At 64.9% G+C, this 24,299-nt stretch carries 19 protein-coding genes and 1 tRNA gene; 5 read left to right on the forward strand and 15 right to left on the reverse strand.

The window, feature by feature from the left end:
- Positions 1 to 2: 2 nt before the first annotated feature.
- The 4 genes from hisD to GR158_RS04105 all read right to left on the reverse strand — a co-directional run bounded on the left by hisD (position 3) and on the right by GR158_RS04105 (position 3,600).
- Positions 3 to 1,301 carry a histidinol dehydrogenase gene (hisD, locus tag GR158_RS04090; RefSeq protein WP_160870095.1) on the reverse strand — a complete coding sequence of 433 codons (1,299 nt, stop codon included), beginning with the start codon at positions 1,299 to 1,301 and terminating at the stop codon, positions 3 to 5.
- A gap of 45 nt (positions 1,302 to 1,346) precedes the next feature.
- Positions 1,347 to 1,787, reverse strand: a complete 441-nt coding sequence (locus tag GR158_RS04095; RefSeq protein WP_160870096.1) for a DUF2948 family protein — start codon at positions 1,785 to 1,787, stop codon at positions 1,347 to 1,349.
- A 151-nt stretch (positions 1,788 to 1,938) separates the two neighbouring features.
- Positions 1,939 to 3,231 carry a UDP-N-acetylglucosamine 1-carboxyvinyltransferase gene (gene murA, locus GR158_RS04100; RefSeq protein ID WP_160870097.1) on the reverse strand — a complete coding sequence of 431 codons (1,293 nt, stop codon included), beginning with the start codon at positions 3,229 to 3,231 and terminating at the stop codon, positions 1,939 to 1,941.
- A 168-nt stretch (positions 3,232 to 3,399) separates the two neighbouring features.
- Entirely contained in the window at positions 3,400 to 3,600 is a 201-nt protein-coding gene (locus tag GR158_RS04105; protein WP_134650869.1) for a hypothetical protein, read from the reverse strand.
- Positions 3,601 to 3,748: 148 nt separating this feature from the next.
- Between GR158_RS04105 and GR158_RS04110 the strand changes: the two genes are divergently transcribed.
- The 3 genes from GR158_RS04110 (at position 3,749) to GR158_RS04115 (ending at position 5,560) form a co-directional block, all read left to right on the forward strand.
- A tRNA-Thr gene (locus GR158_RS04110) sits at positions 3,749 to 3,823 on the forward strand.
- 200 nt (positions 3,824 to 4,023) lie between these two features.
- A complete protein-coding gene (locus tag GR158_RS25285; RefSeq protein ID WP_246665532.1) occupies positions 4,024 to 4,521 on the forward strand; it encodes a hypothetical protein in 498 nt (165 codons plus the stop codon).
- Entirely contained in the window at positions 4,454 to 5,560 is a 1,107-nt protein-coding gene (locus tag GR158_RS04115) for a DUF4041 domain-containing protein (RefSeq protein WP_246665533.1), read from the forward strand. Before GR158_RS25285 ends, GR158_RS04115 begins: the two co-directional genes overlap by 68 nt.
- A 77-nt stretch (positions 5,561 to 5,637) precedes the next feature.
- Here the strand turns inward: GR158_RS04115 and pbpC are convergent, their stop codons facing one another.
- Together pbpC and GR158_RS04125 are read right to left on the reverse strand one after the other, a co-directional pair.
- Positions 5,638 to 7,722 carry a penicillin-binding protein 1C gene (gene pbpC / locus GR158_RS04120; protein WP_160870098.1) on the reverse strand — a complete coding sequence of 695 codons (2,085 nt, stop codon included), beginning with the start codon at positions 7,720 to 7,722 and terminating at the stop codon, positions 5,638 to 5,640.
- A 14-nt stretch (positions 7,723 to 7,736) separates the two neighbouring features.
- Entirely contained in the window at positions 7,737 to 13,187 is a 5,451-nt protein-coding gene (locus GR158_RS04125) for an alpha-2-macroglobulin family protein (protein ID WP_202402153.1), read from the reverse strand.
- 561 nt (positions 13,188 to 13,748) lie between these two features.
- Here GR158_RS04125 and GR158_RS04130 point away from each other — a divergent pair.
- Positions 13,749 to 14,915: a pyridoxal phosphate-dependent aminotransferase gene (locus GR158_RS04130; RefSeq protein ID WP_160870100.1), complete on the forward strand. Its 1,167-nt coding sequence runs from the start codon at positions 13,749 to 13,751 to the stop codon at positions 14,913 to 14,915.
- 6 nt (positions 14,916 to 14,921) lie between these two features.
- Here GR158_RS04130 and GR158_RS04135 read toward each other — a convergent pair whose 3' ends face one another.
- Positions 14,922 to 15,449 (reverse strand): AAA family ATPase, encoded by a 528-nt coding sequence (locus GR158_RS04135; protein ID WP_160870101.1) that lies wholly within the window; start codon positions 15,447 to 15,449, stop codon positions 14,922 to 14,924.
- A gap of 104 nt (positions 15,450 to 15,553) precedes the next feature.
- Between GR158_RS04135 and galE the strand changes: the two genes are divergently transcribed.
- Positions 15,554 to 16,546 carry a UDP-glucose 4-epimerase GalE gene (galE, locus tag GR158_RS04140; protein ID WP_134650865.1) on the forward strand — a complete coding sequence of 331 codons (993 nt, stop codon included), beginning with the start codon at positions 15,554 to 15,556 and terminating at the stop codon, positions 16,544 to 16,546.
- 11 nt (positions 16,547 to 16,557) lie between these two features.
- Here the strand turns inward: galE and GR158_RS04145 are convergent, their stop codons facing one another.
- From GR158_RS04145 to GR158_RS04180, 8 genes are all read right to left on the reverse strand, one after another.
- On the reverse strand, positions 16,558 to 16,857 hold the full coding sequence (locus GR158_RS04145; RefSeq protein WP_134650864.1) for a chorismate mutase family protein: 300 nt from the start codon (positions 16,855 to 16,857) through the stop codon (positions 16,558 to 16,560).
- A 324-nt stretch (positions 16,858 to 17,181) separates the two neighbouring features.
- On the reverse strand, positions 17,182 to 18,186 hold the full coding sequence (cydB, locus tag GR158_RS04150) for a cytochrome d ubiquinol oxidase subunit II (protein ID WP_160870102.1): 1,005 nt from the start codon (positions 18,184 to 18,186) through the stop codon (positions 17,182 to 17,184).
- Complete coding sequence (locus tag GR158_RS04155) at positions 18,176 to 19,594, reverse strand: cytochrome ubiquinol oxidase subunit I (protein ID WP_160870103.1); 1,419 nt, start codon at positions 19,592 to 19,594, stop codon at positions 18,176 to 18,178. The genes cydB and GR158_RS04155 overlap by 11 nt, the downstream gene beginning before the upstream one ends.
- Positions 19,595 to 19,826: 232 nt before the next feature.
- Positions 19,827 to 20,996 carry a M20 aminoacylase family protein gene (locus tag GR158_RS04160; RefSeq protein ID WP_160870104.1) on the reverse strand — a complete coding sequence of 390 codons (1,170 nt, stop codon included), beginning with the start codon at positions 20,994 to 20,996 and terminating at the stop codon, positions 19,827 to 19,829.
- Positions 20,997 to 21,009: 13 nt separating this feature from the next.
- The gene (locus tag GR158_RS04165) at positions 21,010 to 21,828 is read right to left on the reverse strand and encodes an ABC transporter permease (protein WP_134650860.1); all 819 of its coding nucleotides are present in this window, start codon (positions 21,826 to 21,828) and stop codon (positions 21,010 to 21,012) included.
- Positions 21,825 to 22,556, reverse strand: coding sequence for an ABC transporter permease (locus GR158_RS04170; protein ID WP_160870105.1), 732 nt, complete (start codon positions 22,554 to 22,556; stop codon positions 21,825 to 21,827). The genes GR158_RS04165 and GR158_RS04170 overlap by 4 nt, the downstream gene beginning before the upstream one ends.
- A 70-nt stretch (positions 22,557 to 22,626) precedes the next feature.
- The gene (locus GR158_RS04175) at positions 22,627 to 23,409 is read right to left on the reverse strand and encodes a transporter substrate-binding domain-containing protein (protein WP_134650858.1); all 783 of its coding nucleotides are present in this window, start codon (positions 23,407 to 23,409) and stop codon (positions 22,627 to 22,629) included.
- A 28-nt stretch (positions 23,410 to 23,437) separates the two neighbouring features.
- Entirely contained in the window at positions 23,438 to 24,211 is a 774-nt protein-coding gene (locus GR158_RS04180; RefSeq protein WP_134650857.1) for an ABC transporter ATP-binding protein, read from the reverse strand.
- Between the last annotated feature and the right edge of the window lie 88 nt (positions 24,212 to 24,299).

Consider the following 24,299-nt stretch of genomic DNA (forward strand, 5'->3'; position numbering starts at 1 on the left):
GCCTAGCCTTCCAGGTTGAGCCGGATGGCAACGGAGCGGGCATGGGCGCCGAGCCCTTCGGCTTCGGCAAGCGTGATGGCGGCAGGGCCGAGCGCACGAAGCTGCTCGGCGCCGAGCCGCAGGATCGAGGTGCGCTTCATGTAGTCGAGCACCGAGAGGCCAGAAGAAAAGCGGGCGGAGCGGGCCGTCGGCAGGACGTGGTTGGAACCGCCGACGTAATCGCCGATGACTTCCGGCGTATGGCGGCCGACGAAGATGGCGCCGGCATTGCGGATTTCCGCCATCAGCGCGTCCGGATCGGCCGTCGCGATCTCCAGGTGCTCGGCGGCGATGCGGTTGGCGAGCGGGATGCTCTTCTTCAGGTCCGGAACGAGAATGACCGCGCCGAAATCACGCCAGCTCGCGGCAGCGGTCTCTGCGCGCTCCAGCGTCTTCAGCTGCCGCTCGACGGCCGCCTCGACGGCATCCGCCAGGGCGACGCTGTCGGTAACGAGGATGGACTGGGCGCCGGCATCGTGCTCGGCCTGGGCGAGCAGGTCGGCGGCCAGCCAATCCGGATCATTGTCGCCGTCGGCGATGACGAGCACTTCCGAGGGGCCAGCGATCATGTCGATGCCGACAGTGCCGAAGACCTGGCGCTTGGCGGCGGCGACGAAGGCATTGCCGGGACCGGTGATCTTCGCCACGGGCGCGATGGTCTCGGTGCCATAGGCAAGGGCCGCCACGGCCTGCGCGCCGCCGATGCGGTAGATCTCGTCGACGCCTGCAATGCGCGCGGCGGCGAGAACCGCCGGGTTGATCGCGCCTTCCCTGGCCGGGACGACCATGACGACGCGCGGCACGCCGGCCACCTTGGCCGGCACCGCATTCATCAGCACGGAGCTCGGATAGCTCGCCGTGCCGCCGGGAACATAGAGGCCGACGGCGTCGATCGCCGTCCAGCGCGAGCCGAGCCCCACGCCGATATCGTCCTCGTAGATGTCGTCCTTCGGCTTCTGGCGGGCGTGGTGCTTCTCGATGCGCTGCGCGGCAAGCTCCAGCGCGGCGATGATCTTCGGATCGACCGCGTCAAAGGCCGCGTCGATTTCCTCAAGCGAGACGCGCATGGAGGTGGTCGCGAAATCGAGGCCGTCGAATTTCCGGGAATAGTCGGCGAGCGCCTTGTCGCCACGCGCACGCACGTCGTCGATGATCGCGCGCACGGTGGCATTGACGTCCTCGGAGACCTCGCGCTTGGTGGTCAGGAAGGCAGCGAACCGGCTTTCGAAATCACTGCTCTGGTAGTCAAGTCTGATCGCCAAGTCGTCCGTCCCTGTCGTCTCCGGCACAAAGGCCGGCTCATGCTCTCAAACCGCTGGATGGCGGGGTTTCAAGCTGGTTTCCCATGCTCCGCCCGTATCTGCAAGCTGAACTTCGACGCATTCCACATCGAGCGCGATGGAGGCGCTGCCGGAAAGCACGAGTTCCAGCGTTCCATCCGGCCCCTCGCCGCTCGGCGTGAAGTTGATGGCAAGCAGCGAGAGGACCGCGTCCTTGTCCTTCCGGTCGATGCCGATCGAACGTACGGCATTGACGCGCTTGAAGGCAATCGCCGCCCGCCGGCGCTCGAAGCTCTTGCCGCGCGCCCGCGCCGCCTTTTCCCACACGAAACGGTTGACGACGACGGAGAAGACGTGGTGGCGGGCATCATAGGCGAGGCCGTCGGTCTTGAAGACCGCGTCCTGCAGGTGGGCCGAGACGACGGCGAGATCTTCCGTGTCGAGGGCAAGCAGTTTCAGGCTGTCCATGGTCGGGTCCTTTGCGCCGGGCTGTGCGGCATCTCGAATAGTCGATCACGAAATAGGACGGCGCGCGGCCGACTGCAACGGCAAGGGGCGGAGCGTTTACAAAAACGCCCCGCCCCTCGTCGGCGTGTTCAATCTTATCGCTGCCGATCCGTCAGTCGCTGACGCGTTCGACGATGGCGCCGCACCGGGTGAGCTTCTCTTCCAGGCGTTCGAAGCCGCGGTCGAGGTGGTAGACGCGCGAGACCATGGTCTCGCCTTCGGCGGCCAGCCCCGCGATGACCAGCGACACGGAGGCACGCAGGTCTGTCGCCATGACCGGCGCACCGCGCAGGCGCTCGACGCCTTCGATCTTGGCGGTCTGGCCGGAAAGCGAGATCTTCGCGCCCAGGCGGGCCAGTTCCTGCACATGCATGAAGCGGTTTTCGAAGATCGTCTCGGTGATGTGCGACATGCCGTTCGACTTGGTCATCAGGCCCATGAACTGCGCCTGCAGGTCCGTGGGGAAACCCGGGAAGGGATCGGTCACGACGTCGACCGGCTTGATGCCGCCGCCGTTGCGCACCACGCGGATGCCGCCTTCCGTGGCGGTGATCTCCGCGCCGGAGCGGCGGATCGCCTCAAGCGCCGTTTCGAGCAGGGACGCATCCGTGCCTTCCAGCACCACGTCGCCGCCCGTCATGGCGACGGCCATGGCGTAGGTGCCGGTCTCGATGCGGTCGGGCAGGACACGATGGCGCGCGCCGGAGAGCTGGTTGACGCCCTCGATGGTGATGGTCGAGGTGCCCGCACCCGTGATTTTCGCGCCCATGGCGTTGAGGCACTTGGCGAGATCCTGCACTTCCGGCTCGCGCGCGGCGTTGCCGATGACCGTGATGCCGCGGGCAAGCGTCGCCGCCATCATGAGGACATGCGTCGCGCCGACGGAAACCTTCGGGAAGGTGTAGCGCGCGCCGATGAGCCCGCCAGCCGGGGCGGTTGCCTCGATATAACCGCCATCGATCTCCAGCTTGGCGCCGAGCGCCGCAAGGGCCTCGATGAAGAGGTCAACCGGACGCGTTCCGATAGCGCAGCCACCGGGCAGCGAGACGCGGGCCTTGCCTTCACGCGCCAGGAGCGGGCCGATGACCCAGAAGGAGGCGCGCATCTTCGAGACCAGCTCGTAGGGCGCCGTCGTGTCGACGATGTTGCGCGAGGTGAAAGTGACGGTGCGGGAGTAGCCCTCGCCCTGGCGCTCGCGGCGGCCGTTGACGGTGATATCGGCGCCGTGGTTGCCGAGAATGCGGATGAGCTGTTCGACATCGGCCAGATGCGGCACGTTTTCCAGGGTCAGCGTGTCGTCGGTGAGGAGCGACGCGATCATCAGCGGCAGTGCTGCATTCTTGGCACCCGAAATCGGGATGATACCCTTGAGTTCGTTGCCGCCTACAATCCTGATACGATCCATGTGCGATTACGGGCCGGGCCCGCCTTTCTCGAAGAATATCGGCGTTCGGAGATGGCGGCCTCTTTAGAGCATCGCAAAAGAAAAATGAAGCCCGCGCCGGTCGCCCGCCTCAGGCGTGCCCCGGTTTGAAAAATCACCCCCGTCGCCTTCTGCTGAAGACAGGCTCGACTAACCGTCCGATTCGTCTTTTTTTGCGGCAGAGGGCGCAGCCGGCAGACCCATCGTCTCGTCGGCCGCGCCCGCGCGCCGGGCGCGCGCCTGCTGCTTGCGGCGCTGGAGGTTGTCGCGCAGCGTCCTTGCCAGCCGCTCGGCGCGAATCTCCGCTTCCGTCCTGGTCTTCCTGTCTTTCGTCTCGTCCTTGCCGCTCATGCCGTTTCTCATAACGAATTCCAGCGAACGAAAAAAGCGTGTGCCCCGACAGATTTGTTGCGACAATCGCCATTTCGCCGCTTGCACTGCCGAACCACCTATGGCAATAGGCCCTCGCTCACGCGAAACAGATCCCGTTTCGCCGGATGCTGCTATAGCTCAGGGGTAGAGCACTCCCTTGGTAAGGGAGAGGCCGAGAGTTCAAATCTCTCTAGCAGCACCATTTTTCTTCCACGAATTATCGTTTTTAAGACCGTTGCGAGCATCACCCCGGTCTCATTATAGCGCTGCATCCACTTTCCCGCACCTTCGCAAGACAACATAGCGGTGCCGCGATTGATGTAGCCGCCTCTCGATCATATCCGCCTAATATACGATCGATTGACTCTTCCGGCGAGAAATACAACCCTAGCGAAAAATTGCTTGGGGGATTTTGTGATTTCGCCGTACGTTGCTGTGGGGGTTGTGCTCGTCATTTTGGCGATGCCTTTCATTCTTGTTTTCTTTATCGCCAAAGCCTTGCGTGAGAAGCGCAAGCGACTTTCTCTCGAACAGGCCATCCAAGACCTGGCGACGAAACTCATGGATACTCAATCCATGGCCGAAGACGTCTCATCCGCAGCGAGAACTAAACTCGTGGACACTCCGGCGGCTACGGAGAGGATTGTCGCCCTCGGTCGCTCGCTGGAAGCAGAAAGGCTAAACCTCACCACGCGCCTGAAAGCAATGGAGGAGCGTTTCAAGCCGGTTCTAGATCTCGAAGCGGAATGCAACTCGATCAAAGCCCAAATCGAAGACTGGAAAACGAAGTTGGTCGAGCTTCGGGCCTCCTATGCCGACAAGAAAGCGGTATTTGACCGTCTTAAAGGAGGTCGCCGTTTTCGACGAGAAATTAGCTTTCGCGGAAATGGGCGTATATGAGCCACACTTCGAGTACAGCGACAGCGAGGAATATAAGCGCAATATCGACATGGTGCGCGCCGCTCAAAAGGCGATGATTTCCGAAAAGTCCGCGGTGGTGTGTCCGACACAATGGCATGTCGAGGGCAGCCTTGCCAAAGGCAAAGTGATGACGAACCGTAACATCAAGCTCACGCTCAGAGTTTTCAATAATGAGTGCGAGGCTGCTATCGCGAATACGCGGTGGAACAACGTCAATGCGATGGAGAAGCGCATCGCCAGTGCCTTCGCTCAAATCAACAGCCTTAACGAGTCCAATCATGTCAGCATCACACCGAATTATGTGAAGCTGAAATTCAAAGAGCTGTTCCTTACGCATGAGTATCGGGAAAAACTCAAGGCTGAACGCGAAGAGCGAGCGGAGATGGCTCGGGCTGCGAAGGAGGAACAAAAGCTCATCCGCGATATGGAACGGGCAGAAGAAGAAGAGGCCCGCTATAAGCGACTCCTAGACAAAGCCAAGGCTGAAGCGGAAAGCGCGATCGGGCCGAAATTGGATGCATTCAATTCACAGATCGCAATGCTTGAACGAGACCTCGCGGAAGCCCATGCAAAATTCGAACGCGCACAGGCTATGGCCGAGCGAACCCGCTCGGGGTACGTCTATATCATTTCAAACGTCGGTTCCTTCGGAGATGACGTCGTTAAAATCGGTCTGACACGCCGCCTCGATCCCGCAGACCGCGTGCGAGAGCTTGGGGACGCGAGCGTACCCTTCATCTTCGATACGCACGCCATAATCTATAGTGACGACGCGCCGGCTCTCGAAAGAGCCCTCCATGCCGAGTTCGAGGCTGTCCGTGTCAATGCGCAAAACTATCGAAAGGAATTCTTCCGCGCAAAGCTGGATGACGTTGAAGCCGCGGTTGCACGACTGGCCCCAGGAGCGCCGTTCTTTAAAGATGTGGAAGCGCAGGACTATCGCGAGACATTGGCAAAAAGAAATGCGCTGCTGGCGGCAGAAGCGGCTATCGCGGAACCATTTCCTCATTCACTTTAAGGGACGCTGGGTAGCTCCCAAAAATTGCCGCCAATAACTAAACGTACACCGGCGAGAGTAAGTGATGCGCCACATCGTCACTCGATGAACACCCGCACGCTCGCCGCGCGGCCGGCGGCGTCTATGACTGTCAGGGTCGAGAAGCCGGCGCCTTCGGGCATCCATTGCGTCGTGCGGCGGCGGGCGGCGTCGGGGAGGACCTTGCCGTTGGCGAGCCAGCGGAAGGGCGCGCGGCCGCCTTGGAGTTTCAGCACGAGCGGGGCGATGTCGGCACCCGTCGTGGCGCCAAGCTCGACATGCGCGCCTTCCGGCGGATAGACGATCTGCGGGGCCGGCTCGCGCGCCACGGTCGCGACGAGGCCGTTTGCCGTCGTCGAGAAACGGCGCAGGCTCGCGGGAAGCTCGGACTGGGCGATGCGCACCGCGCCGGAGGGCGCGCGCGGCAGGCGCGTGATGGCAAGGCCCGAGCGGGAAAAGGCCTCGAAGAGGATGGGCGCCGCAGCGCCGTAGCCGGTCAGGCCGGGCACCGCGCCGTTGTCGGCCCGGCCGACCCAGACGCCGAGCACATGGCGGCCGTCATAGCCGACGGACCAGGCATCGCGGTAGCCATAGCTCGTGCCGGTCTTGTAGGCGATGCCGAGACGGCGGCTGCCGGCGGGCGGCGTGACGGCCGAAAGCACATCCGAAACCTGCCAGACGGCCACCGGATCGAGCAGCGGATCGCCGTTGATCACCGCGGCCTCGCCGGTGATGCCGTCGCCGAGCTGCACGGGCATGCCGCGGTTGGCGAGCGCCGCGTAGAGCTGCGTGAGATCGCGCAGCGTGATGCCGAGGCCGCCCAGGCCGATGGCAAGGCCCGGCGTCTCGCCCGGCGGCAGGACCGGCCGCACCTCGGCGCGCCGGAAACGCACCATCATGCGCGTCGGACCGACCGCCTCGAGCAGGCGGACGGCCGGCACATTGAGCGACATCTGCAGCGCCTTGCGCACGCTGACGTCGCCCTGGTAGGTCATGTCGAAATTGCGCGGGCGATAGCCGGAAAAATCGGAGGGGCGGTCCTCGACGATGGTTTCCTGCGCGACGAGCCCCTCTTCGAAGGCAAGGCCGTAGATGAAGGGCTTGAGGGCCGAGCCCGGCGAGCGGCGGATGCGCGTCATGTCGATCCAGCCGGCGCGGCTGCCATCGAAATAGTCCGCCGAGCCCACCTCGCCGAGGATTTCGCCGGTGCGAGCATCGGCCATGACCATGGCGATGGAGACCTTCGGCCCGAGGCGTTCGGCCGCCTCGCGCGCGACGGTCTCCAGGCCGTCCTGCACGGTGCGATCGAGCGTCGTGCGGTGCTCCGTCGCCTTCGGCTCCTTGCGCAAGGCAAGCTCCGACAGGTGCGCGGCGAAGGCGGGAAGCTGGCGGCGTCGGTCCGGCACCGCCTCGCCGCCTGCACGCTCCGCCTCCCCCTCGCCGATCAGCTCGGACACCGCCATGCGGTCCAGCACGCGGGCGCGGGCCGCTTCGGCCGCGGCGCGATGCCGGTCCGGGCGGCGCTTTTCCGGCAATTGCGGCAGGGCGACGAGCAGCGCGGCTTCGGCGACGGACAGGCGCTTCGGCTCCTTGCCGAACCAGGCGAGGCTTGCCGCGCGCACGCCCTCCAGGTTGCCGCCATAGGGCGCGAGCGTCAGGTAGAGATCCAGGATCTCGGCCTTGGACAGCCGCCGCTCGAGCTGGATGGCGCGCGCCATCTGGCGCAACTTGGCGAGCAGCGAGCGGTTTTCGCGCGGCTCGATCAGGCGCGCGACCTGCATGGAAAGCGTGGAGGCGCCCGAGACGATGCGGCCATTGGTGAGGAACTGCCCGGCCGCGCGCAGCAGGGCCAGCGGATCGACGCCGGAATGCGCGGCGAACCGGCGGTCCTCATAGGCGACGAGCATGCGCAGGAACTGCGGATCGACATCGGCGGCCGTGGTCTTCAGCCGCCAATGCCCCTCGGGCGTGGCGAAGGCGCGCAGCAGGCGGCCGTCCCGGTCGAGCACCTCCTTCGACACGATGCCGGCGACATCGACCGGTGGCGGATAGGCACGGTCCGCATAATCCAGCCCCGCGGCAAGCGCGGCGATTGCCGCCGCCCCGCCGAGGGAGCCGATCAGGAGCTTGCGCCAGAGCGCCATCGGCCCGCCCTCTCCTACTCGGCCTTGACGACCTGCATGCGGCCGGTCGCGGTGCGGGCGGAGTATTGCGGACGGTACATGTCTTCCACCTGTGCGGCCGGCAGGTCATAGGTGCCGGGTGTCACGGCGCGCACGACATAGGCGACCGTCACGTCGCGGTTGTTGCCCTCGCTGCGGTTGAAGGCCGCGACGAAGCGGTCGTAGCGGAACTCCGTATGCGCCGTCTCGGTCTCGCCGAGCCAGTCGAAATTGGCGAGCTTCGCACTGTCGACCAGGCTCGGATTGTCGATCTCGAAACCGGCCGGCAGCAGGTCCGTGATGATGATGCGCGAGGCCCAGTCGTTATGCTCCGTCACCTTGAGCACGACGACGTAGCGTTCGTTCTGCCGGGCCTCCGTGATGTTGGCCTCCTCGCCGTCGAGCGTGTAGTAGGTTCGCTCGATAGCGAAGCCGTCGCCGCCTGCCGGCAGCGGATCGGCCGGGGCCGCCACCGTCGTCAGCATGGCCGAGACCGGCTCGCCGGTGCGGTTGGCGACGGTCAGCGGATTTTCCAGCAGGGACTTGCCCGTCATCTGCGCGGCATAGCCGCCGGCGTGTTCGGCGCCGTTGATTTCGAGCTTCAGGTTCTTGTCGGCGTCCTTCACGGAGCGCGCGGCAAGCAGCATCCAGGTCTGCTCCTGCGTGCTGGTCCAGCGCTTGTTTTCCCACTGCGTGCCGACCTGCTTGACCAGTTCGGGAATGATCGTCGGCACGGGACGGGCTTCGGCGGCCAGCGCCAGGATTGCCGCGCCGTCACGCAGCGACGAACCATAGTCGCTGCGCGAGAGGCTTGCATTCATGATGCTGTCGCGGGACAGGCCGAGCGCATTGGAGAAGAGCGCCATGGACCGCTGCGCATCGCCGTAGAGGCCGAGCGCACCGGCAAGCTGCGCACGGGCGAGCGGCGAGGTGAACTCGGACAGCTTCGTATCGGCGTAGTAGCGCAGGTCGCTGATCGCGGCCTTGCGGTTGCGGGCGAGCACATAGAGCGCATAGGCGATCTCGCTGCCCTGGTTGGAGACATTGACGTCATAGGACAGCGCGTTCTGCAGGTTGGAGAGCGCCTGCAGCATGGCCTGTTCCGGCACGTCGAACTTCTGTTCGCGGGCCCGCGTCAGGAAGTCGGTGACGAAGGCATCGAGCCACAGGTCGCCATAGCCCGGCGACCACAGGCCGAAGCTGCCCGAGGAGGACTGGTTGGCGAGCACGCGGTAGATCGCCTCCTGCACGCGCTTCTGCGTTTCGGTATCCTCCGGCAGGCCGGACTGCTTGGACAGTTCGCTCAGATAGAGCAGCGGCAGCGCGCGGCTCGTCGTCTGCTCCGTGCAGCCATAGGGGTAGCGATCGAGCGACATCAGCAGGGCCGGAATGTCGAAGGCGGCGGCCCGCGACACGCTGAGGCTGACCGAGGCGCCGCCGAGCTGGCTGTCGGCCAGCAGCTGGTCGTCGATGGTCAGGCTGCCATTGGCGGCGATCTCGATCGGCCGGCGCGTGGTAATCGGCATGGCCGCCGGACGCACGGGCACGTTCAGCGCCTGCTCGAGCGACAGGCCGTTGCCGTCGGTGAGCGTCACGGTGACGAGGCCATCGCCGATCTCGCCGCCAATGAGCGGCAGGGTGAGCGCGGTCTTGGCGCCGGGTTCCAGCGTCAACGTCTGGCCCGCACCGGTCTGCTCGACCATGACGGAAGCGTTGTGCGTGATCGCGACCTTGTAGTCGCCGGCCGGCGCATCGGTGTTGACGATATCGAGCCTGAGATCGGAACGGTCTCCGGGTGCGAGGAACTTCGGCAGGCTTGCCGTCACCACGATCGGATCGCGGATGACGACGTCCTTGGACGCGCTACCCACACCGGTCTTCGTCCAGGCGACGGCCATGATGCGGGCCGTGCCGTTGAACTGCGGAATGTCGAAGCTGACCTTGACGTTGCCGTCCGCATCGAGCTTTACGGGACCTGCGAAGAAGGCCACGAGCTTTTCCGTCGGCGGGTTGCCCTGAAGGGCGCCCTCGCCGCCGTCGCCGCCGGTGCGCAAGCGCCCGGTGGCGCCGAGCGAACCGTCGATCAGGCGGCCATAGAGGTCGCGGATTTCCATGCCGAGGCGGCGCTGGCCGAAATACCAGCCAGCCGGATCGGGCGCTTCGTAGCGCGTAAGGTTGAGGATGCCGACATCGACGGCTGCGACCGTGACATAGGCCTCTTCATCCGCCCCCGCACCGGCGACCTTCAGCGAAATGTCGAGCGGCTGGCGCGGCAGCGTCTTTTCCGGCACGTCGAGCGAGACGTCGAGCTTGCGATCGGCCGGATCGACCTTCAGCCAGGTGACGCCGATGGCGCGCATCGGCATGCGGCTTTCCTGGTCGGAGCCCGGACGGAAGAGCGTTGCGGTGATGTAGGAGCCCGGCCCCCACGCCTCGGTGACGGGGATGTCCACCTCGCCGCCCTCGGCGCCGATTTCCGCGGTCTGGGTGGAAATCAGGCTTTCGGCCCCCACGGTGATGAGAAGCTGGCCGGCATGGCGCGGCGAGACTTTCAGCTTGGCCGTGTCCCCGACCGCATAATTTTCCTTGTCGAGCGAGATTTCCAGCGCGTCGGGCGTTTCCGTCGACGTGGCGGCGACATACCAGCCGGCATCGAATTCCACGCTCGTCGCCGGGCCATCCGGCTCGGGGCTTTCGACTTCCAGGCGATAGCGGCCCCAGGTGACCGGCACGGAAATCTTGCCGCCGTCGGCGGCGACATCGAGCGTGCCGTTGGCGATCTGCTTCGTCGAGAGAATGGGCTCGTAGCGCCACGAGCTGCCATCGCGGTACCACTGGTAATCCCGTTCGACGGACAGCAGCTTCCAGGGCAGGCCCTGCATCGCTTCGCGGGCGCCGTCCGGCGTCACCGCGACGACGGTGAAGTTCGCGACGCTGTTTTCCGAAAGCTCGCCCTGGAATTCCGGCTTCACGCCGATCATCGGGCCGGACGCCTTGACCGGCAGGGTGAGGCTGCGCTCGACGGCGCGGCCGCCGGCTTCGTTCATGCGCAGCGTCACGAGCGCTTCGAGGCGCTGGGTGGTCGAGGGCATGTCGTTGACAAGCACGTCGAACGTCGTCTTGCCCGCCTCGTCGAGCACGCCGAGCCCTTCGAGCGGAATGCGGCTTTCCTCGATCGCCTCTTCATCCGCAAGGCCGAAGACATAGCCGGGATAGGCCGGGTCCTCGCGGGTCGGCTTCAGCGCGACATCGCCCTCGATTTCCAGGCCCGCGCCGGGCGCGCCATAGAGGTAACGGCCTTCGACCGAGACGGGCGCGGCAACGCCGGCCTCGATTTCCTTGGCCTCGCTCGTCATGTCGAATTCGATACGATCGGGCACGAAGTCGTCGACGAGGAACTGCTTTTCGGCAATCGCCGTGCCCTTGGGATCGGTGAAGACCTGCATGGTCCAGGTGCCGCGCATGCTGTTGGCCTGGAGCGCCAGATCGATGGCATGGCCACCGAGAGCCGCGCCGTCGGAGACCATGCGGCGGTCTTCCACCCCGTCCGGACGGTTGAAGACGAAGGTCAGCGGCAGTTTCTCGACGGCGTTGGCCTCGATGTCGCGGGCAAGCGCGGAGGCGTGCACCGTCTCGCCGGCACGGTAGATGCCGCGCTCGGTCCAGGCCAGCACGTCGATGGCGCCCGGAGCGGGGCGGCCGGTCACGCCACGGTCCGACAGGTCGAAGCCGGCGCGCGTCATGTCGAGGAAGACAAAATCGTCCTCACCCTTCCTGGCGAAGATCACGGCCGGCGTGTTGGCCGCCGTGCCGCGCATCAGGCCGGCGGTGAAGGTGGCGCGACCGTCGCTGTCCGTCGTTGCCGTGCCGAGGATCTCGTTGTTCTTGGCGATCAGTTGCAGTTCGACGCCTTCCAGCGGGCCCGCACTGTCGAGCGAGCGGGCGAAGACATTGAGGCCGTCGGTGCCGGCATAGGTCGTCAGGCCGACATCGGAAATGACGAACCACTGGGTGGCCTTCGCATCCCATTCATTGCTGCGGCCGTTGGAGGCGGCGGCGGTCAGCACATAGACGCCCGGCTTGCGCTCAGGCAGCGCCTCGTCGACCGGGAAGCTGGTGACGACGTCCTTGTTGAGTTCCGGCGAGATATCGATCTTGCCCTGCCAGACGAGTTCGCCGCTCTGGCTCTCGATATTGCTGGCGGAATAGCCGTCGAGCTGGGTGAGGAAGCGGCTTTCGGCGAGCAGGCCGGCAATGGCGCGGTCACCGACGCGGTAGAGCTTCAGGTCGGCGCTGTCGGTGTTGACCGAAACGATCGGAATGCCGCGGCGCACGCTGCCGGGCAGCACGAAGCCGTCGCCGGTGAAGCGCACCATGGCGGCGCGGTCCTGCACGTAGATGTCGAGATCGACGGCCGCGGCCAGCGGCTCGTCCACAGCGGACGGCAGGCCCGGGCGGAACGCGATCTTGTAGCGCTGGCCGTGCGTGAGGCCCTCGATGCAGATCTGCCGGTCCTTGGCTTCGACGGCCTTGGGTGCCGCGCCGTCGAGCGTGACGAAGGAGGCATAGTCCGCGCCGGACTTGACCAGCGGTTCGGAGAACTCGACGCAGGCGCGCGGCGTCGCGCTGTCGGAATCGATCGTGTGGTTGACCACGCGGAAGCCCTGGCGCGCACGCAGGCCGAGATAGGCCGAACGGATCGCCACGTCGTCCTTCAGGTCGAGGCTCGCCTTGTAGGCGTTGATGCCGGCGCGGTAGCTGCCGGATTTGTCGAGCGTATCGGCGAGCACGGCCAGCGCGCGGGCGCGCGTCTCCGTCGTGCGCGAGAGCTGGTAGGCGTTGATCGCCGCAAGCGCGCCCTGCCCCGCGAGGTAGCTGTTGTTGTTGGCGCGACCCATGGATTCGGCGGTTTCGATCCACAGGAAGAAATCATCCGGGGCGAGCGACAGCGCGCCCTTGTAGGCGGCCAGCGCCTCGTCGAAACGGCTCGACGCCGTCTCGATGCGGCCGAGCGAGGCCAGGCTTTCGGCACCCTGTCCTTCCTGCCCGCTTGCGAGCGCGAGATTGTCGCGGAACGCGCGGGCGTCGGCCGTCATATATTCGCTGATGAAGGCAAGGGCCGGCGGCGCGCCGATATCGGCGGCATCGTCGGCCTTGACGATCTTGCCGGCGATGGCGCCCTGGAAGTGGTTGAGCTGATTGAAATCGCTCTTCATGAAGCACCACTTCACCTTGGGATTGTAGGTGAAGGCGCGGCAGGACAGGTCGTCGACGCAAGCCGTCTTGCACTGGTCCAGTGTCACATCCTGTACGGTGCGCAGGTCGAAGCCGAAATAATCGCTGTTTTCCGTCGTCACGACGGTGCGTGTTTCCGCGGCATGGGCCGGGATGGATGGTGACGCTACGGCGGAGAAAAGAAGTGCCGAGAAACCGAAGATTGCGCGCATAGACATCAAGTCCTCCTACCGCTGCCCGTCTCGCTGCCGCCACTGTCGTGGAGCGTGCCCCGGCTTGTCAATCGAAAGACGACGACATCGGGGGTGATCACCCACAGCTCGCACTGAGACCACGAGGAAGACGTTTGGCATGCACACTTCCATCGCCCCGAAAGGCGAATTTTTTCACGGCCTGGAATTTTAACCTTTTGTTAACCATATAGGCACAGACTTCATATCACCGACGGACCGGACCCTGTCATACCGCTGTTACAGCGAGCCGATAGACCTGCCGTCAGACACGAAAGTCGTGTTTCGCAACGCCGTGACCACGGATGTACTGGCACTGCGCGAAGCACTTCCCCGGCCCGGCCGGGATGAGGAAGCGAGGGGCCACCCTCGCTTTTTTCATGTCTACGACACGGCGGAAGGGCCCTGCCCCGCGCGTCGTCCCATCACCGAATTCGATGCATGTGTCAAAGAAACGCGCGTGAATGGTCCTGCAAAACCGGTTAGAGCTTGGTGACCTTGCCCGACGGGCACGTCTTGTCGCGATTTTCCGGAGAGATTTGCATGACCATCGCCGAAAGCCTCAGCCCCCGTTCGCTGCGTGCGCCGGAGAGCGGCATCGTCGAAGTCGTGAATTATGCGCGCGGCCGCGAGGGGCTGATCCCGCTCTGGGTGGGCGAAGGGGACCTGCCGACGCCGGATTTCATTGCCCGCGCGGCCTCCGATGCCCTGATGCGCGGCGAGACCTTCTACACCTGGCAGCGCGGCATTCCCGAACTCAGGGCAGCCTTGTCGCGCTATTATGCCCGGCGCTTCGGCATCTCGCTGCCGCCCGAGCACTTCTATGTCGTCGGCTCCGGCATGCAGGCCATCAAGCTCGCCATCGAAGCGCTGGTCTCTCCCGGCGACGACATGGTCTACCTCACGCCGACCTGGCCGAATTTCGCGGCGGCGGCCGAGCTTTCCGGCGCCAATCCTATCGCGGTGCCGCTCGATTTCGCAAACGGCCGCTGGCAGATCGATCTGGCCCGCGTGGAGGCCGCCATCACGCCGAAGACCCGCGTGCTCTTCATCAACACGCCATCCAATCCGACCGGCTGGACCGCGACGCGCGAGGACCTTTCGGACCTGCTTGCGATGGCCCGCCGCCATGGCCTGTGGATCATGGCCGACGAGATCTATGCGCTCTACCACTATGCCGGCGGCCGTGCGCCGTCCTTCCTCGACGTGATGGAAGAGGGCGACCGCGTCATCTTCGTCAACTCCTTCTCGAAGAACTGGTCGATGACCGGCTGGCGCGTCGGCTGGATCGTCGCGCCACCGGAAATGGGCCAGGTGATCGAGAACCTCGTCCAGTATTCCACCTCGGGCGTGCCGCAATTCCTGCAGCAGGGCGCCATTACCGCGCTCGACGAGGGCGATGCCTTCGTGCAGGCCAATATCGACAAGGCGGCGAAGAACCGCGACGTCTTCTGCGACGCGCTGATCGCGACCAACCGGGTGGAAACGCTGAAACCCGACGGGGCGCTCTATGCCTTCCTGAAGATCGACGGCGTCACGGATTCGCGGCGTGCCGCCCTCGATATCGTCGACCGCACCAATGTCGGCCTCGCCCCGGGCACCGCCTTCGGGCCGGGCGGCGAATTGTTCATGCGCGCCTGCTTCCTGCGCGACCCCAAAGACATCCTGGAAGCAGCCGACCGGCTGGCACGGTACATCGCGGCACGCTGACGGCCCTCACAGCCGGGCAAGCATGAAATCCGCCCGCGCCTCCACCGGAACCTTCGGCAGCACGACCGTTTCGTATCCGAGGCGCGGATAGGCCTGCTTCAACCGCTCATATTCCTCCAGCGCGGCATCGAAGCCGTGCCGGCGTTCCGCATCCCCGGCATAGATTTCCGGCCATGGCGGCGTGAGGAACACCTTGCGATGATAGCGGTGGGCGGCGGCCAGGCCCTCCAGGACCCGCTCGCCGCCATGGGCCTCCAGCGCGCAGGCCGCATCGATGAGCCCGCGGTCGAAGAAGACGAAGCCGGGATGGTCCTGCATGCGGGCCCGGTCCGCCAGCGCGAGATCGATGGCACGGCGGGCAAAGGCGGCCATGTCGAGCCACGGCAGCGCGCTGCCGCCCGCCGCCAGTTCCGCCTGCACGATCCGGCGGCCGGGTTCCTCGACCGTGGCATGGCCGCGCCGGCGCAATTCGTCGAGCAGGGTCGATTTTCCGCCGCCGGAGCAGCCGGACAGCACGATGAAGCGATCGGACATGCTGCATCCCTCATATTGGTGTGCCGGCACCGTACAATAAGCGGTTGCGTCTCGCGGGCAGGCAGAGTGATATGCCTGAAATTCAGGCGATTCGGAGATTTTCCATGGCGGTTCTTGTCACAGGCGGCGCGGGCTATATCGGCAGCCATATGGTCTGGGCGCTGGTGGATGCAGGCGAAGACGTCGTGGTGCTGGACCGCCTGTCCACGGGCTTCCGCTGGGCGGTGGCGCCGGAAGCGCGGTTCTACGAGGGCGACATCGCCGATGCCGCGCTGCTCGCCACGATCTTCGCCGAAAACAGCATCGACGCCATCATCCACTTCGCCGGCTCGATCATCGTGCCGGAATCGGTCGCCGATCCGCTCTCCTACTACGAAAACAACACCGTCAAGTCACGCGCCTTGATCGCCGCCGCCGTCGCGGCGAAGGTGCCCTATTTCGTCTTCTCGTCCACGGCCGCCGTCTACGGCACGCCCGACGGCACCGAACCCGTGCTCGAAAGTGCGGCCCTGCGCCCGGAATCGCCCTACGGCTCCTCCAAGCTGATGACGGAGATCATGCTGCGCGACACCGCCGCCGCCCATGACTTCACCTATACGGCGCTGCGCTACTTCAACGTGGCCGGTGCCGATCCGCGTGGCCGCACCGGCCAGTCGACGGCGGGCGCGACGCATCTCATCAAGGTGGCGAGCGAAGCCGCACTCGGCAAGCGCGACGGCATGGATGTCTACGGTACGGACTACCCGACCCCCGACGGCACCTGCATCCGCGACTATATCCACGTCTCCGATCTTGCCAATGCGCATCTGAAGGCCCTGCAGCGCATGCGCGCCGGCGGCGGCTCGATCGTCGCCAATTGCGGCTATGGGCGCGGCTTCTCCGTGCTGGAAGTGCTGGAGCAGGTGAAAGCCGTCTCCGGCAAGGATTTTCCCGTCCGCATCGCCGGCCGCCGCCCGGGCGACGCGGTTCTGATCGTCGCCAATCCTTCGGTCGCGATGAAGGAACTCGGCTGGACGCCGCAATATGACGACCTGCCCTTCATCGTGCGGACCGCGCTCGAATGGGAAGACCATCTGGGCAAGCGCAACCAGCGCTGACCCGCGGCACTTCAGCCCTCGCCGAGCTGCGCCTTCTCATAGGCGATGGCGTGCTCGATGAGCTGCGCCCAGATCTCCTCGTAGAAATCGCCGTCGAGGCCATGGGCTTGCGCGTTGCGGTTGGCATTGTCGCGCACTTCCTTCACGCGCGCCGGGACATCGGCGGGAATACCAAGGCCCGCCTTGATCTCAGCGGCGCGGCGGATGAAGCTCCAGCGTTCCTCGAAAAGCGCCATCAGGGCTTTGTCGACCCGATCGATGTTTTCCCGGATTTCCGCCATCGTCGTGCAGTCTGCCGCAGTCTTCGCCATTCCGGTCTCCTTCATGAGCACCCGGATAGCAGAGGAACGTTTGGGGGGAAAGGCATCTGTCGGTGACGGGACACAAGGCCACATGCAGGCCCGGGGCGTGAGCGGAAGGAGGGTGCGGTCCTGTCTTCTGCTGGCGGGCCTGCATGCTGGCCGACGCGGAACCTAAAGCGGCAAGCTGGCGTCAGGCTGGAGCGATTGACGTTACGTGAAGTCAGGTTCCGATCGCCAGCTTGATGACGAAACCGACGGCGGTGACCGTCAGGACGCCGGCCATCCACAGCGCCACGAACCACAGCAGTTTGCGGCCGAGCGAGCGTTCCGCCATCAATGATACCCCTCCTCCGGATCGACCTTTCCGCGGAACACCCAGTAGGCATAAACGGTGTAGCCGAGGATCATCGGTACGAGCACCAACGCGCCGACGATGAGGAAGGCAAGGCTCTCATGCGGTGCCGCCGCCTCCCAGATCGTCAGCGAGGCCGGCACGATATAGGGATAGAAGCTGATGCCGATGCCGGCGAAGCCGAGCACGAAGAGGCCGAGCGCCGCCACGAACGGCCAGGCATCGTGCCGGGTCTTCAGGCCGTAGACGAGCAGCGCGAAACATCCGAGCACGAGTGCCGGCACGAGCACGCTGAAGATGACGGTCGGCCAGCCGAACCACCGCTCGAAGTAGAGCGGCTCGGTAAACGGCGTCCAGAGGCTGAAGATGCCCATGGCGGCGAGCGTGCCGATGCCCGCCCGCATGGCATAATGGCGGGCGCGGGCGGCGAGATCGCCGCTCGTCTTCATCACCAGCCAGGTGGCGCCGAGCAGCGCATAACCGACAAGCAGCGCCAGGCCCGTCGCGATGGAGAACGGTGTCAGCCAGTCCCACCAGCCGCCGGCATAGGCGCGGTTCTCGACGTCGATGCCCTGCACCAGCGCCCCGAGCGCCACCCCTTGCGTGAACGAGGCGACCATCGAGCCGCCGGCAAAGGCGAAGTCCCACAGGAATTCGCCGCGCCGCGTGCGCCAGCGGTATTCGAAGGCGACGCCCCGGAAGATCAGACCGAGCAGCATGAGGATGAGCGGCATGTAGAGCGCCGGCAGGATGGTGGCATAGGCCAGCGGAAAAACCGCCATCAGCCCGCCCCCGCCCAGCACAAGCCACGTCTCGTTGCCATCCCACACGGGCGCGACCGAGTTCATCATGACATCGCGGTCATGCTTTTCCTTGAAGAAGGGAAACAGGATGCCGACCCCGAGGTCGAAACCGTCGAGAATGACATAGGCAAGCACCGCGAAGGCGATGATCGCCGCCCAGAGGAAGGGAAGGTCAAGCGCCATGGTGCTGGCTCCCGGGTTTGGTGGCAATGGCCGGGGCCGGCGTGATGCCGGCGGAGCGTATCGGCCCCTCCCCGAGGTCTGGCATCGGATCGCGCGGCAGGCGGCCCATCAGGCGCAGGATATAGAATGTGCCGGCACCGAAGATCAGGAAATAGACCACGATGAAGGCGATAAGCGATGTCGCGACGGCGGGTGCCGCGATGGGCGCCACCGATTGCGAGGTCAGCAGATGGCCATAGACGGTGTAGGGCTGCCGGCCGACCTCGGTCGTCACCCAGCCGGCGAGCACGGCGACGAAGCCGGCCGGTCCCATCACGACGGCGGCGCGGTGCAGCCAGCGGTTATCGCCGAGCGTGCCGCGCCAGCGACACCACAGCGACCAGAGGCCGAGGCCCAGCATGGCGAAACCGATCCCCACCATGATCCGGAAGGCCCAGAAAACGATGCCGACGGGCGGGTGAAGCTCGCGCGGCACCGTATCGAGGCCGGCAAGCGGCGCGTTCAGGTCATGCTTGAGAATGAGGCTCGACAGTTTGGGGATTTCGACGGCGTAATCCACCCGCTGCTCGGCGGAATTCGGAATGCCGAACAGGATGAGCGGCGCGCCGTCGGGATGGCTCTGGTAATGCCCTTCCATCGCCATGACCTTGGCAGGCTGGTGCTCGAGCGTGTTGAGGCCGTGCATGTCGCCGGCAAAGATCTGGATCGGCGCGACGATCGCCGCCATCCACATGGCCATGGAGAACATCTTGCGGGCGCGCTTGGGCGCGTCGCCACGCAGCAGGTGAAAGGCGCCGACGCCGCCGACCACGAGGGCCGTCGTCAGGTAGGCGGCCAGCACCATGTGCACCAGCCGGTAGGGGAAGGAAGGATTGAAGATCACCGCCCACCAGTCGACAGGCACGAACTGGCCGGCGTCGTTGACGGAAAAGCCCGCAGGCGTCTGCATCCAGGAATTGGCCGCGAGAATCCATGTCGCCGAGATCAGCGTGCCGACGGCGACCATGAGCGTGGCGAAGAAATGCAGCTTCGGACCGACGCGGTTGAGCCCGAACAGCATGATGCCGAGGAAGCCTGCCTCCAGGAAGAAGGCCGTCAGCACCTCATAGCCCATCAGCGGCCCGATGACGGGGCCGGCCTTGTCGGAGAAGACGCTCCAGTTCGTACCGAACTGATAGGACATGACGATGCCGGACACGACGCCCATGCCGAAGGCGAGCGCAAAGATCGTCTTCCAGAAATTGAAGAGCGCGAAATAGACCTCGTCCTTCGTCCAGAGCCACAACCCTTCCAGCACGGCCAGGTAGCTGGCAAGCCCGATGGAGAACGCCGGGAAGATGATGTGGAAGGACACCGTGAAGGCAAACTGAAACCGTGCAAGCAGCGTTGCGTCCAGGGATTCGAACATCGGGCCGGCCTTTCTGAAGACGTCGCAACGCTTCGGGCGCTGCGTCTCTTCAAGGATGTTCCCCTGCCTGGCAAAGGTCAATTCCGCCGGCCTGCCCGCATTGCCGCACCGCGACAATCACACGCGTGCGGCATTTCGCACCGCCACGAATCCTTCCTTCAAACGCACGAAGTGCCAAATGTTTCCGTAAGGCGCTACGAACGTTGCAGGCCGATCGGCCGGGGATTCCGGGTCACTCCGGGCGAAGATAATGCTCGGCCAGTTCGGTCCAGAAGGCGGCGCCGACGGGCAGCAGGTCGTCGTTGAAGTTATAGGCGGGATGGTGGAGCGAATGGTCGTTCTCGCCGCTCTTGCCGCCGAGGAAGAAATAGGTGCCCGGGCGTTCCTTCAACATATAGGCGAAATCCTCGCTGCCCATGAAGGGTCGCTCGAGATCGACGACCTTGTCGGCGCCGGCAAAGCGGATGGCAAGGTCCCGCACCAGATCCGTCTCCGCCTTGTGGTTGATGGTCGCATCGTAGAAGCGCTGGTAATTCACCGTCGCCGTCATGCCGTAGCTTTCCGCCTGCCCACCGGCGACGAGGCGGATGCGGCGCTCAAGCTCGTCGCGCACATCGGCATCGAAGGAGCGGATGCCGACCACGATCTCGGCGCGGCTGGGAATGATGTTGCTTGCCGAACCCGAATGGAACGAACCGACCGTCACCACCGTCGGATCGATCGGGTGGATGTTGCGCGACACGATGGTCTGGAGCGCCATGACGATGGAGGCGCCGCAGACGATGGGATCGAGCGTTTCCTGCGGTTCCGCGCCATGGCCGCCGCGCCCGTTGACGGTGATGCGCGCCTCGTCCACCGCCGCCATGATCGGGCCGTCGCGCAGCGCGAACTGGCCGAAGGGAAGGCCCGGCTCGTTGTGAAGCGCAAAGACAGCATCGCAGGGGAAGCGGTCGAACAGCCCCTCTTCCACCATGATCTTCGCGCCGCCGAAATTCTCCTCTGCCGGCTGGAAGATGAGATGCACGGTGCCGTCGAAATTGCGCCGCTCGGCAATGGCCTTCGCCGCGCCGAGCAACATGGCCGTGTGGCCGTCGTGCCCGCAGGCATGCATACGGCCCGGCGTCTTGCTGGCATAGGGAAGGCCGGTTTCCTCCAGGATCGGCAGGGCGTCGATATCGGCGCGAATGCCGATCGACTTGCGGCTCGTGCCGTTGGCGAGCGTCGCCACGAGGCCCGTCCTGGCGATGCCGCGCGACACCGTGTAACCGTAGCTTTCGAGATGGCGCGCGATCACATCGGACGTGCGCACCTCCTCCAGGCCGAGTTCGGGATGCTCGTGCAGGTCGCGGCGAATGGCCACCATTTCGGGCATGTTGTTGATGAGCGTCGTGTGGATCGTCATGTCTTCACCGGTATCAGGCGCCCCGTGTCGGGATCCTGCTTTCGAAATAGCGGAAGCCCACCACGAGAAGCGCGGTCAGGCAGAGATAGATGAGCGCCAGGAGAAGCAGCGGCTCGTAGGTGATGTAGGTTTCCTGCCGCACCTTCGAAACGACGGCATAGACGTCGATCACGGTGATCGTCGCAACGAGCGGCGTCGCCTTCAATTGCAGCACCGTCTCACCGTTCAGCGTCGGCAGGGCGCGATGGATGGCGCGCGGCAGCCAGATGCGGCGGAAGACGGTAAAGGGGCTCATGCCATAGGCGCGCGCGGCTTCCAGCTCGCCGGGCGGCACGCCGGCAAAGGCGCCGCGCATCACCTCGCCCTCATAGGCGGCGAAGGAGATGGTGAGGGCTGCCACCCCATAGGGCCATGCCTCGCGCAGATAGGGCCAGAGGAAGGAATTGCGGATTTCCGGAAACTGCGGGAAGAGCGAGCCCAGGCCGTAATAGAGCAGCCACAGTTGCAGCAGCAGCGGCGTGCCGCGCACGATGGTGCAGAACCCCTTCGCCAGCATCTTCAGCGGCCACGGCCCGGTGACCTGCACGAGGCCGATCGGCACCGCGAGCAGGAAGCCGAGGATCGACGTCACGAACAGCAGCATGAGCGTGACGCCGACGCCATGGACGAGACGGCCGGAATATTTCGGCACCCAGTCCCAGCGCATGAACCAGACGATGCAGAAGACGAGCACGGCGGCGATCGCCATCAGCACGATACGATGCGGCTTGAAGAAGCTCTGCCTGGTCGGCAGTTCGGTCAGCGCCATGGCGGCGACGGTCGGATCGCTCATCGCACGGTCTCCGGCATGCCGCGCCGGTAATGGCGCTCGATGAAGCCGATCAGCACGTTCGAAACCAGCGTGATCATCAGATAGAGCGCTCCTGCCGCGCAGAAGAATAGCAGGTAGGCCTTGGTGCTGCCCGCCGCCTGGCGGGTCACCAGCGTCAGCTCGCTGAAGCCCACGACGGCCAGAAGTGCGGTATCCTTGGTGGCGATCAGCCACAGATTGGAGAGGCCGGGAATTGCGTGCGGCAGCATGGCCGGCAGGGTGATGCGGCGCATGATCTGCAAGGGCGACATGCCGTAGGCGCGCGCGGCCTCGATCTGCCCTGCCGGCACCGCCTTGATGGCCCCGCGCAGCACCTCCGTCGAATAGGCGCCCTGCACGACGCCGATGACGAAGATGCCGGCCGCAAGGCCGCTGATATCGACGGGCCCCCAGCCGGCGGCGCTCGACAGCCTGTTGAGCACATCGGTGCCGGCATAATAGAGTATGAGGATCAGCACGAGCTCCGGCACAGCGCGCACCAGCGTGGTGTAGACCTCCAGCAGGTCCTTGGTGACGGGGCCGCCGTAGAGCTTGCCCATCGCGCCGCCCGTGCCGAGCACCAGCCCGAGCGCATAGCCGCCGATGGCGATCTGCACGGACTGCCACAGACCTCCCAGAAGCACGCCGCCCCAGCCGGGCGGGTCAAGCGCAAGCAGGCTCCAGTTGATCAGCGATCCGGCATCGGCCATGGGGTCACGTATCCGTTCGGGTAGGAAGCGCGGCGGTGCCGGGCACCGCCGCGGTGGTCATCGGAAACGATCAGCCCCCGTAAACGTCGAAATCGAAGTACTTCTTGGTGATCTCGTCATAGGTTCCGTTGGCGCGGATGGCCTTGATCGCGGCGTTGATCTTTTCCTTCAGCTCCGTCTCGCCCTTGCGCAGGCCGACGCCGACGCCCAGCCCGAGGATTTCAGGGTCGTCCTTGACGTTGCCCTTCAGGTCGCAGCAGGCGGCGCCCTGTTCGGATTTGAGGAAGGCGGACAGCGCGATGGAATCGGCCTGCACCGCATCGATGCGGCCGGCCGCGAGGTCGTTGTTGGCCTCGTCCTGCGTCTGGTATTCCTTCACGGTCGCGCCGTTCTCGCCGAAATACTTGTTGGCATAGACCTGGTGGATGGTGGCGACCTGCACGCCGATGGTCTTGCCCTTCAGTCCCTCGGGCGTCGCTTCGAAGCTTTCGCTCTTCGGGCCGATGACGGCCGTCGGGGTGTTGTAATACTTGTCGGAGAAATCGATCGTCTGGAGGCGTTCGGCGGTGATCGACATCGAGCCGATGATCATGTCGATCTTGTTGGAGGTCAGCGCCGGGATGATGCCGTCCCAGGCGACGGGCGTGATCACGCAGTCGAGCTTGGCTTCGGCACAGATCGCCTTCATGAAATCGACTTCCCAGCCTTCCCAGTTGCCGGAGGCATCCGGCGAAGTGAAGGGCGGGTAGGGCTCGGCGGCGAAGCCGACACGGACCTGCTGGGCCGCAGCGCCCGAAACGGCGGCGATACCGATGGCGGCGGCAAGGGCGATTGTCTTCAAGGCATTCTTCATGATCTTCCCTCTGTTGGTCTTGTGATTTTCAGTGGATGGAGCTGATGAACTTCTTCAGCCGCTCCGATTTCGGCGATCCGAACAGTTCGTCCGGCGGACCCTGTTCCTCGATGACGCCGTTGGCCAGGAAAACGACATGGCTCGCGACGTTGCGGGCAAACTTCATTTCATGCGTGACGAGGATCATCGTGCGCTTTTCCTTGGCGAGATCGCCGATGACGGAAAGCACTTCGCCCACCAGTTCCGGGTCGAGCGCGGAAGTGGGTTCGTCGAACAGCATGACATGGGGCTGGATGGCGAGCGCGCGGGCAATCGCCGCACGCTGCTGCTGGCCACCCGACAGGAAGGCGGGATAGGCGTCGCGCTTCTCATGGAGGCCGACGCGACGCAGCAGCGTCTCGGCGCGGTCGACAGCCTCGTCCTTGCGCACGCCGAGCACGTGCACCGGCGCCTCGATGACGTTTTCGAGGATCGTCATGTGCTGCCACAGATTGAAGCTCTGGAACACCATGCCGAGGCGGGAGCGGATGCGCTGCACCTGCTTGCGGTCGGACGGCAGCTGCCCGCCATGGCCGTCCTTCTTCATGGCGATGGTTTCGCCGTGAATGGTCACGGAGCCGGCGCTCGGCAGTTCCAGCATGTTGATGCAGCGCAGCAGGGTCGACTTGCCCGAGCCCGAGCCGCCGATGATGGCGATGACGTCGCCCTCATGCGCCGTGAGCGATACGCCCTTGAGAACCTCCAGCGGTCCGAAGCGTTTGTGCAGGTCCCTGACCGCGATTGCCTCGGCACGCTCCATCATCGCGCGTTCGCCTCGCGCGCACGGAAAGTCGATGCATGACTCATGCCAATTCCCCTGTTTTTTCAACGTTCCCGCGGGCATCTTCGGC

Source organism: Shinella sp. AETb1-6 (genome assembly GCF_009826875.1).
Lineage (GTDB): Bacteria > Pseudomonadota > Alphaproteobacteria > Rhizobiales > Rhizobiaceae > Shinella > Shinella sumterensis.